This is a genomic window from Rhodoplanes sp. (assembly GCF_013377085.1).
Taxonomy (GTDB): domain Bacteria; phylum Pseudomonadota; class Alphaproteobacteria; order Rhizobiales; family Xanthobacteraceae; genus Rhodoplanes.
Window position 1 is genome coordinate 24418 of record NZ_JACAAX010000033.1, and the last position, 15044, is coordinate 39461.

The 15044-nt window shown below is 69.7% G+C and carries 13 protein-coding genes; 12 read left to right on the forward strand and 1 reads right to left on the reverse strand.

Annotation, left to right across the window (positions count from 1 at the left end; translation table 11 throughout):
- The first annotated feature begins 153 nt into the window (after positions 1–153).
- From HXX10_RS20655 to HXX10_RS20710, 12 genes are all read left to right on the forward strand, one after another.
- On the forward strand, positions 154–636 hold the full coding sequence (locus HXX10_RS20655; RefSeq protein WP_296524788.1) for a hypothetical protein: 483 nt from the start codon (positions 154–156) through the stop codon (positions 634–636).
- Positions 637–722: 86 nt separating this feature from the next.
- Entirely contained in the window at positions 723–1622 is a 900-nt protein-coding gene (locus HXX10_RS20660) for an SDR family oxidoreductase (RefSeq protein ID WP_296524790.1), read from the forward strand.
- Positions 1623–1805: 183 nt separating this feature from the next.
- Complete coding sequence (locus HXX10_RS20665; RefSeq protein ID WP_296524792.1) at positions 1806–2201, forward strand: hypothetical protein; 396 nt, start codon at positions 1806–1808, stop codon at positions 2199–2201.
- A 316-nt stretch (positions 2202–2517) separates the two neighbouring features.
- Positions 2518–5586, forward strand: coding sequence for an autotransporter domain-containing protein (locus HXX10_RS20670; protein ID WP_296524795.1), 3069 nt, complete (start codon positions 2518–2520; stop codon positions 5584–5586).
- 138 nt (positions 5587–5724) lie between these two features.
- Positions 5725–6828: an NAD/NADP-dependent octopine/nopaline dehydrogenase family protein gene (locus HXX10_RS20675; protein ID WP_296524797.1), complete on the forward strand. Its 1104-nt coding sequence runs from the start codon at positions 5725–5727 to the stop codon at positions 6826–6828.
- 16 nt (positions 6829–6844) lie between these two features.
- A complete protein-coding gene (locus tag HXX10_RS20680) occupies positions 6845–7852 on the forward strand; it encodes an LLM class flavin-dependent oxidoreductase (RefSeq protein WP_296524800.1) in 1008 nt (335 codons plus the stop codon).
- A 117-nt stretch (positions 7853–7969) separates the two neighbouring features.
- Positions 7970–8953, forward strand: a complete 984-nt coding sequence (locus HXX10_RS20685) for a tripartite tricarboxylate transporter substrate binding protein (protein WP_296524802.1) — start codon at positions 7970–7972, stop codon at positions 8951–8953.
- 184 nt (positions 8954–9137) lie between these two features.
- The gene (locus HXX10_RS20690; protein WP_296524803.1) at positions 9138–9587 is read left to right on the forward strand and encodes a tripartite tricarboxylate transporter TctB family protein; all 450 of its coding nucleotides are present in this window, start codon (positions 9138–9140) and stop codon (positions 9585–9587) included.
- A gap of 163 nt (positions 9588–9750) precedes the next feature.
- Entirely contained in the window at positions 9751–11253 is a 1503-nt protein-coding gene (locus tag HXX10_RS20695) for a tripartite tricarboxylate transporter permease (protein WP_296524806.1), read from the forward strand.
- A gap of 311 nt (positions 11254–11564) precedes the next feature.
- A complete protein-coding gene (locus tag HXX10_RS20700) occupies positions 11565–12596 on the forward strand; it encodes a tripartite tricarboxylate transporter substrate binding protein (protein WP_296524807.1) in 1032 nt (343 codons plus the stop codon).
- Between the two features lie 223 nt (positions 12597–12819).
- Complete coding sequence (locus HXX10_RS20705) at positions 12820–13704, forward strand: DUF2147 domain-containing protein (protein WP_296524809.1); 885 nt, start codon at positions 12820–12822, stop codon at positions 13702–13704.
- 299 nt (positions 13705–14003) lie between these two features.
- The gene (locus HXX10_RS20710) at positions 14004–14516 is read left to right on the forward strand and encodes a MarR family winged helix-turn-helix transcriptional regulator (RefSeq protein WP_296524811.1); all 513 of its coding nucleotides are present in this window, start codon (positions 14004–14006) and stop codon (positions 14514–14516) included.
- Positions 14517–14635: 119 nt separating this feature from the next.
- On the opposite strand, the gene HXX10_RS20715 is transcribed toward HXX10_RS20710, so the two are convergent.
- On the reverse strand, positions 14636–15004 hold the full coding sequence (locus HXX10_RS20715; protein WP_296524813.1) for a hypothetical protein: 369 nt from the start codon (positions 15002–15004) through the stop codon (positions 14636–14638).
- Positions 15005–15044: the final 40 nt, after the last annotated feature.

Here is a 15044-nt window from a genome sequence, read left to right on the forward strand (position 1 = left end):
GGGCGCCGGCGGCGCAGGGCGTGAACCGGACCATGGCCCCGATGCACCGATCGTCGAGTGGGAATCCGGGACGGGGATCACGCCAGGAGGCGACGGCCTTCGGCCTTCCGAGGAGGACTTGGCATGCAAGGACTTGGGACGAGAGGACGTCGTGTGACCGGGCTGGGCGTGCGAGGGCTCGGCGTGATCCGCTCCGCGGGGCTCGCCGGCGTGGCCGCGGTTGCGATCCTGGTGCTCGCCGCTCCGGCGCCCGCACAGGCGCAGATGGCCGGCTTCGGCGGCGGCGGCCAGGAGCAGATGATGACCCAGATGGCGCCCCTGATGGAGATGATGAAGCAGCGCATGGGCAAGCGCCGCTACGCCCAGCTCATGCAGACCTTCGGGCCCATGATGGCCAACATGATGGACTCGGGCGGAGGCGGCGGCTTCGGCGGCTTCGGCGGCGGCTTCGGCGGCGGCCCCGAAGGCTATGGCGGGGGCGGCGGCTACAGCCCGGCGGGCTTCGGCGGCATGGGCGGAATGAACTTCGGCGGCATGGATATGGGCTCGATGATGGGCATGATGGGCTCGTTCGACTGGCGCTCCATGCAGGGAATGATGGGCACGTCCCGCCGCGCCCGCCGCGCCCGGCACTGAGGCGTCTCCTGCGGCCCGGCCTGCCGGCTTGCCGGCGGGCCGCGGAACCGCCACATCCGGGCCTGGACGGGCGCCGGGGCGTCCGCGTGAGCAGGGCGGGCGAGATGGCGAGCGGTGCGGCGAATCCGGTCGGTCAGGATTTGGACGGCAAGACGGTCGTCATCACCGGGGCGACCGGGGGCATCGGGCTGGAGACCGCCGTCGTTCTCGCCAGCCGAGGCGCCCGGCTGGCGCTGGTCGGCCGCGACCGGACGCGCGGCGAGGCGGCGCTCGCCCGCATTCGCGGCGCCGCGCCGGGCGTCGTCGCCGAGATGCACCATGCCGATCTGTCGCGCCTCGACGAGGTGCGTTCGCTCGCCGAGACCCTGAACGCGGCGCTGCCGCGCATCGACGTGCTGCTCAACAATGCGGGCGGCATGTTCGCCCGCCGCGAGGAGACGGCGGACGGGCTCGAGCGCACGTTTGCGCTCAACCACATGGCCTATGTCGCCCTGTCGCTGGCCCTGCGCGAAAAGCTGGTGGCCTCGGCGCCGGCCCGGATCGTCAACGTCGCGTCCGAGGCGCATCGCGGCGTCACGCTCGATCTCGACGACCTGCAGGCGACGCGCGGCTATGCCTGGTGGCCGGTCTACCGACGCTCGAAGCTCGCCAACATCCTGTTCACCCGCGAGCTGGCGCGGCGCCTCGCCGGCACCGGCGTGACGGTGAACTGTCTGCACCCCGGCTTCGTCGCCACCGGCATCGGCAACAACAATGGCGGCGTCTACGGGCTGGGCATGCGGCTGGCCAAACTCTTCGCGCTGTCGCTCGATGCCGGCGCCAGGACCCCGATCCATGTGGTGACGGCGCCGGAGCTCGCGACCACCACGGGCACGTATGTGGTGAAGAGCCGCGTCACCGAGCCGTCCGGCGCCGCCCGGGACGATGCCGTCGCCCGCCGGCTGTGGGACCAGAGCCTGGCGATCGCCGGCCTCACGGACTCGTGAGCGCCCGAAACGCCCGTCGGGCCGTGATGGTTAATTTAAATGCACGCAGTTCGGGAACCTTCGCTGAACCTGTTGGTTACCTAGTCCGACAACCGGGGGAAACGATCGGTGGAAAGAAACCAGGTCTTCACCGATTTCGCGCATGGTGGCGCACCCGATCGTATCGAGGGGAGATATCGACAGATGAAGACAGCTTTCGTCCGCTGCGCCGTCGGGGCGCTCGCCGGGGTGTCGATCGGCGCCGCCGTCGCCTTGTCGTCGGTCGCGGTGTCGGCACCAGCCTTTGCCAAGACAGGTTATGACGGAACGTGGAGCGTCGTGGTCGTCACCGAGCAGGGCGATTGCGACCGTGCCTATCGTTACCCGATCCGGATCAATGACGACGGCAGCCTGATGAATGCCGGCAGCACCTCGTTCGACATCTCCGGCAAGGTCGCCCGCGACGGCAAGCTCATCGTCCGCCTGAGCTATGCGGGCAAGAGCGCCACCGGCCAGGGCCGGCTGTCGGGTGCGAGCGGCGAAGGCCGCTGGACCGGCGGCGCCTGTGCCGGCTCCTGGACGGCCGAGCGCCGCGGCTAGACCGCGCGCGGGCCGGGACCCCGGTTCCAACGAGAATCGCCGAATCGTTTCGAGTTCTGTGGCGGCCCGGGCAACCCCGCGGCCGCCGCAGCCGTTTTGGGCGTTGCCGGGACGGTCGCGGATAGCGCTCGGTCTGTTTCGGCGCTCCTCCTCGGAGTGGGTGTGGCAGCGACGACACGCCAGCTCGTCATTTCGAACTATCCACACTGGTTAGCCGATTATTATCTATCTGGGGCTGGAGCCGGCCCCGGCGAGCATCGTATGCGGGTAAATGCCCGTGGCGCGGTTCGCCGCCACCTTTCCCCAGGAGGCGGTCGTGACCCCCACCGGGACTCCGTCCATCATCGCGTCGGCCCGGCCACGGAAGCATCCTCTGCGGACGTGGCTGGCGAGCGGCGTCGCCGCGGCAGCCCTGCAGGCGATGGCGCCGGCCGAGGCGCTGGCCGGCTGCACCCTGACCAGCGATCTGGTCCCGGTGTCCAGCACCTGCAGCAGCACCTTCGTGCAGGTCCTCTCCAGCACCGGTGCCACCGCGCTGACGGTCTCCGACATGATCACGGTCGGTGTCGAGCTGACGCCCGCCAATGCGGGAACGACGCCGACCAGTCACAACCTGATCGTCACGGGCAACACGACGATCTTCAATCCGAGCTACAGCGCCGTCTACTCGGAGACCTTCGCGCCGAACCACGACCTCGTCGTCAGCCTCGGCGCCGGCGTGACCATCGGCTCGGTCGGCGGCTTCGGCGCCGTGTGGCTGCGTAACGACGTCTCCGGCAACATCACGCTCGACAGCGCCGCGACCGTGACGGCCACCGGCGGCCCCGGCATCACGGCGACGACCAATCTCGGCTCGGTGGTCGTCACCAATTCCGGGCGCGTGACCTCGACCGACGACCGCGGCGTCTATGCCGACGGCGGCTTCAACAACACCATGGCGAGCCCGGCCCTGGTGTCGGTCGTCAACACCGGCACGGTCTCGGCCTATCTGGCCGGCATCCGCACCATCAACTATCACGGCCTTTCGACCATCACGAACGGCGGCACCGTCACGGCGACGACCCGCCAGGGCCTGGTGGCGTGGTCCGCCAACGGCGACGCGTCGATCACCAACACCGGAACGGTCACGGCCTACGACGACAACGCCGTGCACGCCATGTCCGAGACCGGCAAGGTCACGGTCCTCAACAGTGGCCGCCTCACGGCCTATGACAACGCGGCGGTGGCGGACAGCGGCGTCGGCCATGCCGGCATCTGGGCCGAGGTGGGAGTCGCGGGCAACATCGCGATCACCAATGCGGCGACCGGCGTCATCACGGCGCCGAGCGACTTCGGCATAGTCGCGCTGACTCCCTCGGGCGACGTCACCGTGACCAATGCCGGCACCATCGCGGCGCGCGGCGGCATCTCCGCGGCCAGCACGGCCGGCAACGTCACGGTGGTCAACAGCGGCACCATCACGGCGACCGCCACGACCAACCCGGTCGCCGTCGCCCTGTCGGCGGCGAGCGGCACCGCGACTCTCACCAACACCGGCACCATCAACGGCGGCTTCACCACCGCAGGCGGCACCAACCTGATCGTCAACCAGGGCACCTGGAACCTGCTGACCGCCGGCGTGACCAGCGCCGTCTACACGGCGTCGGGCACCACCACGTTCAGCAATTCCGGCACCGTCGCGGTCGCCTCCGGCGGCGTCGTCACCATCTCGGGCCTGACGCGGTTCACCAACGAGGCGACCGGGAACCTCTCGCTCGGCGCCGGATCGAGCCTGGTGCTGACCGGCGCCGTGTTTCAGAACCTCGGCCGCATCGACATCGCCGCCGGGGCCAGCCTGACCAGCGCCACGGTGCAGGTTGGCGGCACCATGTCGGTCAACGGAGCCCTCGGCGGTGCCGTGGTGGTCGACAACGGCGGCCTGCTGCAGGGCTCGGGCAGCGTCGGCGAGGCGACCGTCACGGCCGGCGGCACCATCGCGCCCGGCAACTCGATCGGAACCCTGACGGTCGCCGGCAACTACACCCAGGCGGCGGGCTCGACCTATGCGGTCGAGGTCGGCCCCAACGGCACCTCGGATCGCATCCACGCCACCGGCACGGCGACCATCCTGGGCGGCACGCTCGCCGTCACGGCCAACGGGACGCCGACGGTCGCCACCCGCTACACCATCCTGACCGCCGACGGCGGCGTCACCGGCACCTATGCGAGCCTCGCCGGCGCCGGCACCATGTCGGCCTTCGTCACCGCCATCGCGGCCTACGACGCCAACAACGTCTATCTGGATCTGACGCAGACGCGCGCCTTCACGGCGGCGGCCCTGACCGCCAACCAGTATTCGGCCGCGGCCGGGATCGGGTCGTCGCCGACCGGCAGCGCGCTCTACTCGGCGCTGGCCTTCCTGCCGACCGATCAGGCGGCCCGCGCCGCCATCGACCAGATCTCCGGCGAGGTCCATGCCTCGATCCAGGGCGCTCTGGTCGAGACCAGCAGCCTTCTACGCGATGCGGCGCTCGACCGCGTCCGCACCGCCGTCGGGGCGGCAGGCGCCGCCCAGACGCCGGGCGGCGAGCATTTCATCCTGTGGAGCCGCGGCTTCGGCGCCTGGGGCACGGCCAAGGGCGACGGCAACGCCCGCTCCCTCGATCGGTCCACCGGCGGCGTGCTGATCGGCGGCGACGGCACCGTCCTCGGGGACTGGCGGGTCGGCATGCTGGCCGGCTACAGCCGCACCACCGTCTCGGGCGCGGCCGGCAGCGGCGCGAGCGACAACTATCACGTCGGCGCCTTTGGCGGCCGCCAGTGGGGTGCGCTCGGTTTTCGCGGCGGCGCCGCCTACACCAAGCACGACGTCGCGACGTCGCGCGCGGTCGGTTTCAACGGTTTCTTCGATGCGCCGACGGCCGGCTACGACGCCGGCACGGCGCAGGGCTTTGCCGAGATCGGCTACGGCCTCGCGGCCGGCCGCACCGCGCTCGAGCCCTTCGCCAATCTGGCCCATGTCGATCTGCGCACCGACTCCTTCCGTGAGGTCGGTCGCGGCGCGGCGCTCACCGGTGCGGCGCAGGACACCGCCGTGACCTTCGCGACGCTCGGACTGCATGCCGGCACCGACGTGACGCTCGGCGCCGCGACGGGCAGGGCCTACGGCACCGTCGGCTGGCGGCATGCCTTCGGCGACACCACCCCGTTCGCGACCCTGGCGCTCGCCGGCGGGGCTCCGTTCTCGATCGCGGGCGCACCGATCGCCGCCGATGCGCTGGTCACCGACATCGGTCTCGACGTCGCCGTCGCGACGTCGACGACGCTCGGCGTCTCCTATCGCGGCCAGTTCGGCGCCGACATCACCGACCAGGGCGTGCGCGGCACCCTCGCGGTTCGCTTCTGAGAAACGTGCGGCGCCACGCGGCATGCGTGTGCGCGGCGCCGAGGCCGTGCGGGCCGCGCCCGGACTTTGCATGAAGACCGGGTTGCGCCGTGCGGGCGCTTTGTGCACAACTCGGGTCATGTCTCTCGGACCCGCCTCATGAGCATCAGATCGGTCGCCGTCCTCGGGGCGGGCCATGGCGGCTTTGCGGCCGCCGCCGACCTCGGCCGCCGCGGCTTCTCGGTGCGGCTGCACGCCCGCAATCCCGACCGGCTCGCGCCGATCCGCCAGCAGGGCGGCATTTTGGCCCGCGGCATCGTCGAAGGGCTGGTGCCGGTCGACATGCTGACCACCGACGTCGCCGAGGCGGTGCGCGGCGCCGACCTGATCATGCTGGTGGTGCCGTCGGTCGCCCACGAGACCTATGCGGTGGCGCTGGCGCCGCTGATCGACGGCAGCCAGCCGATCTTCGTCAATCCCGGCCATACCGGCGGCGGGCTGCACTTCGTCCACGAGCTGCGCCGCGCCGGCTGGCGCGGGCCGGTGCGCACCTGCGAGACCGTGACGCTCACCTACATCACCCGGATGGAAGGCCCGGCGACCGTCAACATCTACAGCTATACGAAGCGGCTGCGCTTCGCGACGCTGCCGGGCCGCGAGCGCGCCGCGCTGTTCGCCCTGATGAAGCCGCTCTATCCGGAGATCATCGAGGCGTCGAGCGTGCTGGAGACGGCGCTCGCCAACATCAACGCGGTGTTCCATTCGCCCGGCATGATCATGAATGCCGGCTGGATCCAGCACACCGGCGGCGACTTCCTGTTCTATCGCGAGGGCATCACCGACGCGGTCGGCCGCGTCACCGCGGCCGTCGACGCCGAGCGGATGGCGATCGCGCAGGCGCTCGGCGTGCCGGCCGTGTCCTTCCTCCAGCTCTTCCACGATGCCGGGCTCACCACGGCGGCGGCCCGCGACTCTGGCGACATCTCGCGCGCCTGCATCGAGAGCGAGCCGAACAAGACGATCAAGTCGCCGGGCTCGCTCGACCATCGCTACGTGCACGAGGATGTCGGCTACGGCCTGGTGCCGATGGCGGCGCTCGGCCGCGTCGCCGGCTTGCCGACCCCGACCATGGACGCGCTGATCCAGCTCGCCAGCCTGTCGCTCGGCCTCGATTTTGCGCGCGACGGGCTCACCCTCGACAAGCTGGGGCTGGCCGGGAAATCCACCGCCGAGCTGCTGACGCTCGTCGAGAACGGTGTTTGATCCGAGGGGCAGGGCGATGACCGGCGCGGTGCGGATCGGAGTCAATTTCGACGGCTTCGTGCCCACCGCCGAGGCGATCGCGCTCGCCCGAGACTCGGTCGCGGCCGGCGCCGGCAGCCTGTGGGTCGCCGAGCATCTCGGCTACCGCGAGGCGATCGCCACCTGCATGGCCTTTGCCTTCACGGTGCCGGGCGACGCCCGCATGGTGCCGACCGCGGTGAGCCCCTACGTCAATCATCCAGTTCCGATCGCCATGGCGATGGCGACACTCGACGAGGTCGCGCCCGGTCGCGCCGCCATCGCGGTCGGCACCGGCAATCCGATGTTCCTGAAAGAGTCCGGCCAGGCCATGGTGAGGCCGGTCAAGGCCGTGCGCGAGTTCGTCGCGGCGCTGCGCGCGCTGTGGTCGGGCGAGCCCGTCCATGCCGACGGCGAGTTCGTCAAGCTCGCCGGTGCCCGGCTGGCGTTCACGCCGAGCGCACCGATCCCCGTCTACGTCGCCGCCATCGGGCCCGACATGCTCAAGCTCGCTGGCCGCATCGGCGACGGCGTCGTGCTGTCGGCCGGCGTGTCGACCGACACGGTGCGGCGCTCGATCGCGGCATGCGCCGAGGCTGCGGCGGCCGAAGGCCGCGCGCTGACCGATTTCCGCCGCGCCGGCTACATCTTCTACGCCGCCTCCGAGAACGGCCGCGACGCCGTCGATGCGGTGCGCGAAAAGCTCGCCTTCGTGATGCGCAACAAGTTCCTGGCCGAGAACATCAAGGCGTCCGGCATCGCCGTCGACCACGAGGCCGTCATCGCCGCCATCGCCCGGCGCGACATTGCCGGCGCCGCCGCCCTCGTCTCCGACGAGGCGGTCGACGCCTTCGGCATCGCCGGCACGCCGGCGCACTGCATGCGTCGGATCGAGGACTTCGTCGCGGCCGGGCTCGACGAGCCGGTCCTCGGACTGTTGGGGACGCCGGAGAACTGCCGGCTCGGCCTCGACGTCATCCGCCGGTTCGCCGGCGGTACGTCGTGAGGGCGGCATGAGGCAGGCGCGCGGCACGGTTCTCGAGCGCTCCGCACGTCCTGCGTCACGCCGCGCGCATGACGCATTCCGAAACGCCCGGACCTCGTCACCGATCAGGAGAGAGCCATGAAGCGCAGGGATCTGTTGAAGCTCGCCGGCGCCGGCCTGGCGGCCGGAGCAATGCCCGCCGTGATCACGGGAGCGCGGGCCCAAGCCTTTCCGTCGGGACCGATCACGCTGATCGTCGCCTGGCCGCCGGGCGGCGGCAGCGACATCAGCATGCGGCTCCTCGCCGACGCGCTGTCCAAGAAGATCGGCGTGCCCGTGGTGGTGCTCAACAAGCCAGGCGCCGGCGGCGCCATCGGCCATCGCGAGGTTGTGACGGCGAAGCCGGACGGGCAGACCATCGGCATGTTCGCCTCCGGCGGCGTCTCGCTGCCGTACTTGAATGCGCAGGCCAACACGCTCGACGAGATGGAGCCTATCGCCTATTTCGGCGAGGATCCGTTCGCCCTGCAGGCGAGCAATGCGAGCGGCATCACGTCGTTGAAGGACATGATCGAGCGCGCCCGCGCCGCTCCCGGCAAGCTGCGCAACGGCAACGACCAGCCCGGCGGCTCCTCCTTCGTCGCCATCTCGCTGTTCGAGAAGGCTCTCGGCTTCAAGGTCACCAAGGTCTCCTATGGTGGCTATGCCCCGACCGTCACGGCCCTGATGGGCGGCGAGATCGACACGGCGTCGGTGCCGGTGCCTGACGCGATCGAGCAGCACCGCTCCGGCAAGCTCAAGATGCTCGGCGTCTCCTCGGCGGAGCGGTACTTTCTCGCCCCCGAGATCCCGACCTTCAAGGAGTTGGGTTTCGACGTGGTCGCCGGCTCGTGGCGCTGCATCATCGGCCCGAAGGGCATTCCGGAGGACCGGCTGCGTTTCCTGGAGAGCAACATCCTCGGCGTGCTCAAGGACCCGGAGTTCGTGGCGCGTGCCAAGCAGGCGGGTTTCGCCATCCAGCCCGCGGACGCCAAGGCGACGGCCGCGCGCTGGAAGAAGGACGACGCCGAGCTCTATCCGATCCTGCTCGAGGCCGGCCTGGTGAAGGCGCGGCAGAAGTAGCAGAACGGCGCTGGTCCTTCCGGGACGGCGCCCCATCGGCGCCGAGATAGCGAGGACGCTCTCCTTCGTCGTGCTCCGCGAAGGCGGAGCACCCGGTACGCCGCAGCGCCAAGGTGAAAACAACGGACTCGGTGGATCCTGGGTCGTCCGCCTTCGCGGACGACGACCACCAAAGGGCAGGGCGGTGCGGATCAGCCTGACCAAGAACGTCCTCGCGGGGCTCCTGTTCGTCGGCTTCGGGCTTTTCGGCCTGTGGCTGTCGCACAGCCTCGACATGGGAACGGCCGACGCCATGGGCTCCGGCTACTTCCCGCGCATGGTCTGCAGCCTGCTGATCGTCTGCGGCGGCGTGCTGGCCGTGCTAGCGCTGGTGTGGCCGGACGAACGGCCCGAGGGCTGGCACTGGCGACCGCTGGTCTGCGTCACCCTGGCGTCGCTCGCCTTCGCGCTGCTGCTGCGTCCGCTCGGTCTGGTCGCGGCGCTCGCCGTCACCATCCTGCTCGGCGCGCTGTCGGGGCCGCTGCTGCCGCCCCTCAAGCTGGCGTTCCTGGTCGTGGTGCTGATCGCCGTCAATGTCGGCATCTTCGTGCTGGCGCTGGGCATGCCGATCCCGCTGTGGCCGGCGTTGACGTGACGACGAACCGCATCACCAACCTGCCGTCATTCCGGGGCGCGCCGAAGGCGCGAACCCGGAATCCAGCCGCGAACTCCGAGCTCTTGGCTGGATTCCGGGTCCGGCGCTGCGCGCCGGCCCGGAATGACCACCAGTTTTGTTCCTGGCATTCGATGTGAGCCCGATGCCCGATCTTCTCGCCAACATCGCCATGGGCTTCGGGGTCGCGCTGACCTGGCAGAATCTCGGCCTCTGCCTGTTCGGTTGCGCGCTCGGCACCGCGATCGGCGTGCTGCCCGGCATCGGCCCGCTGACCACCATGGCGTTGATTCTGCCGATCACCTTCTGGCTGCAGCCGGTCGGCGCTCTGATCATGCTGGCGGGCGTGTTCTACGGCGCCCAGTACGGCGGCTCGACCACGGCCATCCTGGTCAAGATTCCGGGCGAGACGTCGTCGGTCGTCACCATTTTGGACGGCCATGCGATGGCCCAGCAGGGCCGCGCCGGCCCGGCGCTCGCCATCGCGGCGCTCGGGTCGCTGTTCGCCGGCACCGTGGTGACGCTGCTGATCGCCGTCGCGGGCCCGCCGCTCGCGAGCGTCGCGCTGATGTTCCAGTCGGCCGACTACGTCTCGGTGATGCTGCTCGGCCTCGTCTCCGCCGTGGTGCTGGCGCACGGCTCGGTGCTCAAGGCGATCGGCATGATCGTGCTCGGCGTGCTGTTCGGCCTGGTCGGTACCGACGTTTCCACCGGCGACTACCGGATGACGGGCGGCTTCGACGTGCTGTTCGACGGCATCGGCTTCGTGCCGCTGTCGATGGGCCTGTTCGGCCTCGCCGAGATCATGACCAATCTGGAGGAGCCCGGGCGGGCGCCGCCCGCCACCATGCGGGTGCGCGAGCTGATGCCGACACGCGCCGATCTCCTGCGCTGCCTGCCGGCCATGATCCGCGGCACCGTGGTCGGCACCGTCTTCGGGATCCTGCCGGGCGGCGGCCCGACCATCGCGGCCTTCTCGGCCTACAGCCTGGAGAAGAAGGTCTCGCGCAACCCGGAGCGTTTCGGCAAGGGGGCGATCGAGGGCGTGGCGGCGCCCGAGACCGCCAACAACGCCGCCGCGCAGGCCTGCTTCATCCCGATGCTCAGCCTCGGCGTGCCGCCCAACGCCCTGATGGCGCTGATGATCGGCGCCATGATGGTGCACGGCATCACGCCCGGCCCGGAGATCATCACCAAGCAGCCGGTGTTGTTCTGGGGCCTGATCGCCAGCATGTGGATCGGCAACGCCATGCTGGTGGTGATGAACCTGCCGCTGATCGGACTGTGGGTGAAGCTTCTGCAGATGCCTTACGGCTATCTGTTTCCCAGCATCCTGGTGTTCTGCTGCATCGGCACCTACACACTCAACTCGAGCCCGGCCGAGGTCTTGATCATGACGGCCTTCGGGGTGGTCGGCTACGTGTTCCGCAAGCTCGACTGCGAGCCGGCGCCGCTGCTGCTCGGGCTGGTGCTCGGTCCGATGCTGGAGGAGAACTTCCGTCGCGCCATGGTGCTGTCGGGCGGCGACTGGAGCATTTTCGTCAGGCGACCCTTGAGCCTGGCGTTTCTGCTCGCCGCCGCCGGCCTTTTGGTCGCCGTCGCGCTGCCCAGCATCCGCAGGAGCCGCGAGGCAGCGTTCCGCGAATAGCGAGGGACGGACGCGAGCCGATTCGGCTACGCGCGTTCTTATGGTTCATGAACCGTAAACATTCGGTTCATCCAGCCCGGCGCACAGCGCGCAACAGGCTGCATGGATACGCATGTGCAACTACGTGGTCCGACAGATTCAAGAATTTGCACGAGTGCATAAATATGAGTCTGGACGGTGCCGTGTGCCGCTCCCCGCGTGTCGGCGGCGAGTTCGCTTCCTTCTCCCGCCAGATTTTCCCCCGACATGCGTGAGCCGGTCACGCGCACCGCGATGCGGAGCCTTCTCGGGCACCGCGACGGGAGACGGTCGTGTTGCGCCGAATGCTCGCCTGGATCGCCGCCGCGCTGCTCCTCGGAGCGGCCGCGGGCGTGTGCGAGGCGCAGATCTACCCGACTCGCCCGGTCCACATCATCGTCGGCTTCCCGGCCGGCTCGACCACCGACATCCTGGCCCGCATCTACGCCGACAAGCTGACCGAGTACTTCAACCAGCGGTTCACCGTCGACAACATTTCGGGCGACGCCAGCAACATCGCGGCGGCGACGGCGGCGCGGGCCGAGCCGGACGGCTACACGCTGTTCCTGGCCAGCAATGCGCAGTCGGCCAACGCGGCGATCATGCCGGAGCAGCCGTTCGCCTTCCCGCAGGCCTTTGCGCCGATCGCCATGCTGGCGCGGGTTCCGCCCGTGCTGGTGGTCAACCGCGAGCTCGGGGTCGACACCGTCGCCGGGCTGATCGCGCTCGCCAAGAAGCGGCCCGGCGAGCTTCGCTATGGCTCGTCCGGCGTCGGCACCGGGCCGCAGCTCGCCGCCGCGCTGCTCGAGGCCGCGACCGGCGTCCGCATGACCCATGTCACCTATGGCGGCACCCACGAGGCCGCCGCCGACCTCATCGCCGGGCGCATCTCGGTGCTGTTTGCGCCGCTGCCGACCGTCACGGGGATCGCGACCGACCGCCGCATCGTGCCGCTGGCAACCACCAGCGCCCGCCGCAGCTCGGTCGCGCCGACCCTGCCGACCCTCGCCGAGGCCGGCGTCGCCGGCATCGACGTCTCCCTGTGGTTCGGCCTGATGGCGCCGCGCGGCACGCCGACCGAAATCCAGCGCGAGCTCGCCAATGCGGTGACGCGCGCCATCGACTCGCGTTTCTTCAAGGAGAATCTCACCGCCAACGGCGCCGAGCCGGTGCGCGCCTCGCTCGAGGCCTTCGGGTCCTTCCTCGATCTCGACGTGCCTCACTGGGCCGCCCTGGTCGGCCGCGCCGGCGTGACGGTCGAGGACCTCGACCGCCCGGCGGCCGTGCCCAGCGTGACGGCTCTCCCGGTCGACAGCGGGCACTGACGACAATCCACCACGTCCGTCACGGCCGGGCTTGTCTCGGCCCATCGGCGTCTGTGCGTCAGGCCCCCGGAGAACCTTGGTGCCGGGCGGGGCCGGTAGGGCAGGGGTTCAGCGCCCCGGGCCGGTGGCGCATCCCTGTGTGATCCACCTCACGGTTGCGGCCCGGCGGTTCCGGCATCCTCCACTCGACAACGGGCTACGGCCCCTTCGACGGGAGGCTCCCATGACTGGTTCGAGGACGCTTGGTTTCGCCGCCGCTATCGTGCTCCTGAGCAGCGTTGCGCATGCGGGCTCGATCTCGATCCCGGTCAATGGCGGCACAGTCCGGGTCGACATCGACGAGAGCTGCCGCAACAAGCTCTGCGGCACCGTCTCCTGGCGTGAGCACGGCGCCCGCGATGCCCAGCAGTTCGACCTGCCGGCGATCGGCTGGAAGGACATCAAGGGCCTCGCCAAGGGCGACCTCGGCAAGCTCGGCGGCTTCGGCAAGACCGATGACGAGCCCGATGCGCCGGCCGTGACCACCGACGTGCCGGCCCCGCAGTGGCGCTCGCGCCCCGGCACGACGGCCGCCCCGACGGTCCAGCCGACCCCGACCCCGACGACCAGCGTCGCCGTGCCGCCTCCGCCGCCGGCGCCCCCGCCCGTCGTCGATCGCACCGATCCGGCGCCCGTCACGGCCCCGACGACCTATGCTCCGCCTCCGCCGCCGGCGCCGGTCGCCGCTCCGGTGGCCGCCCCGGCGCCCGAGCAGCGCGTCGCGGCACTGCCGCCTGCGCCGGCCCCTGTGGCCGAGCCCGCCACCGGCCCGCTCGGCCTGTGGATGACCGAGAAGAAGGAAGGCATGGTGCGGGTCGAGCCGTGCGGCCAGAACCTCTGCGGCTACGCCGTCGACGCCAAGACCGGCCGCAACGGCGACAAGGTGCTGATCGACATGAAGGCGAGCGGCAAGACCTGGACGGGCCGGATCAAGGACACCCGCAACGGCGGCGGCGGCATCTACGACTCGACGCTGGCCATGAAGGGCGACAATGCGATGCGCGTGCAGGGCTGCGCCTTCGGCGGCATGTTCTGTGGCGGCCAGACCTGGACCCGGGTGGTGAACTGAGCCGTCCTCGACCAGCGAGCATCGGCGAACGCAGCGGCGGCCCGGGTGGCCGCCGCAGCCGTTTTCAGGCCGCCATCTGGCTTTGTTAACAGGGCAGGGGAATCCCCCGGTCCAGTCGAAAGGAGGTAAAGCAGAGGTAAAAAACACCCCTCGGATTCCATCCTTAGTCGTTGGTTTACCTCGGCAAATAAACCGGTTCTTTATTGTGTTGTTTAAACTGATTTTAGAGCGTGTCGCCTAGTAATGGGGGCGAGCGAGGAATACAGGGCCTCGTCGTACAACAACCAATAGGCGTCGTCATGAAAGCAGTCGCTAGGCCGGCGGAACCCGCCGAGCGGGATATGCGCTTCGACCATATCCGGCCGCTCTATCTCGAATCGCTGACTCTCGTGGAACGGCTGCACCGCCGGCTTCTCGACGTCATCAAGGACGAGTTCGACCGCCGTGGCCGCGCCGACATCAACTCGGTGCAGGCGCTGCTTCTCTACAATATCGGCGACAAGGAGCTGACCGCCGGCGAGCTGCGCACCCGCGGCTACTATCTCGGCTCGAACGTCTCCTACAATCTGAAGAAGCTGGTCGAGATGGGCTTCCTCGACCACCAGCGCTCGCGCGTCGACCGCCGCTCGGTCCGCATCAAGCTGACCGAGAAGGGCCGCGAGGTCCGCAACATCATCGAGGCGCTCTACCAGAAGCACGTCCGCACGGTGGAGCAGGTCGGCGGCGTCAACGCCGAGGAGTTCGCCACCCTCAACAAGGCGCTGCATCGGCTCGAGCGGTTCTGGACCGACCAGATCCTCTACCGGCTCTGACCTGCACCGGGCTCGCGGCGCCTGCAAAGCCCCCGGACCAAGGCCCCGATCCGTTCCCGCGGACCGGGGCCTTGGCGTTTGGGCGGCCGCGCCGGGGCGGCACGGGACGGTCCGCAAGCCTAGTCGAACGTCGCCGACGTGGTGTCGGTCTTGCGGTTGTAGCGAATCGTGACCTTCTCGACCTGGCACAGGTTGATGTCGTGCCAGACCGCGGATGAGTCGTCGTCGCTGTAGACGACCTTGAGATCCCAGATGCAGGTCTTGCCGGCGCGGCGGAACGTGATGGTCACACTGTCGCCGTCCTCCAGGCCGTCGTCGCCCAGAATGTCCTCCTCCCAATCGTTGGTCTTGCTCGGGGAGACGTAGACCTCGCTGATGTCGTAGCCGGTGCGGTTGACGAGCGTGAAGTCTTGCCGGCTTCCCTGGGCGAGTGCCGTCGTTGCGACGATCGAGGCGATGGTCGCGGCGGCCATGACAGTCATCTTCATGCGAGGCGGCTCCAATGCCGATGGGGGAACGAGCCCGCAC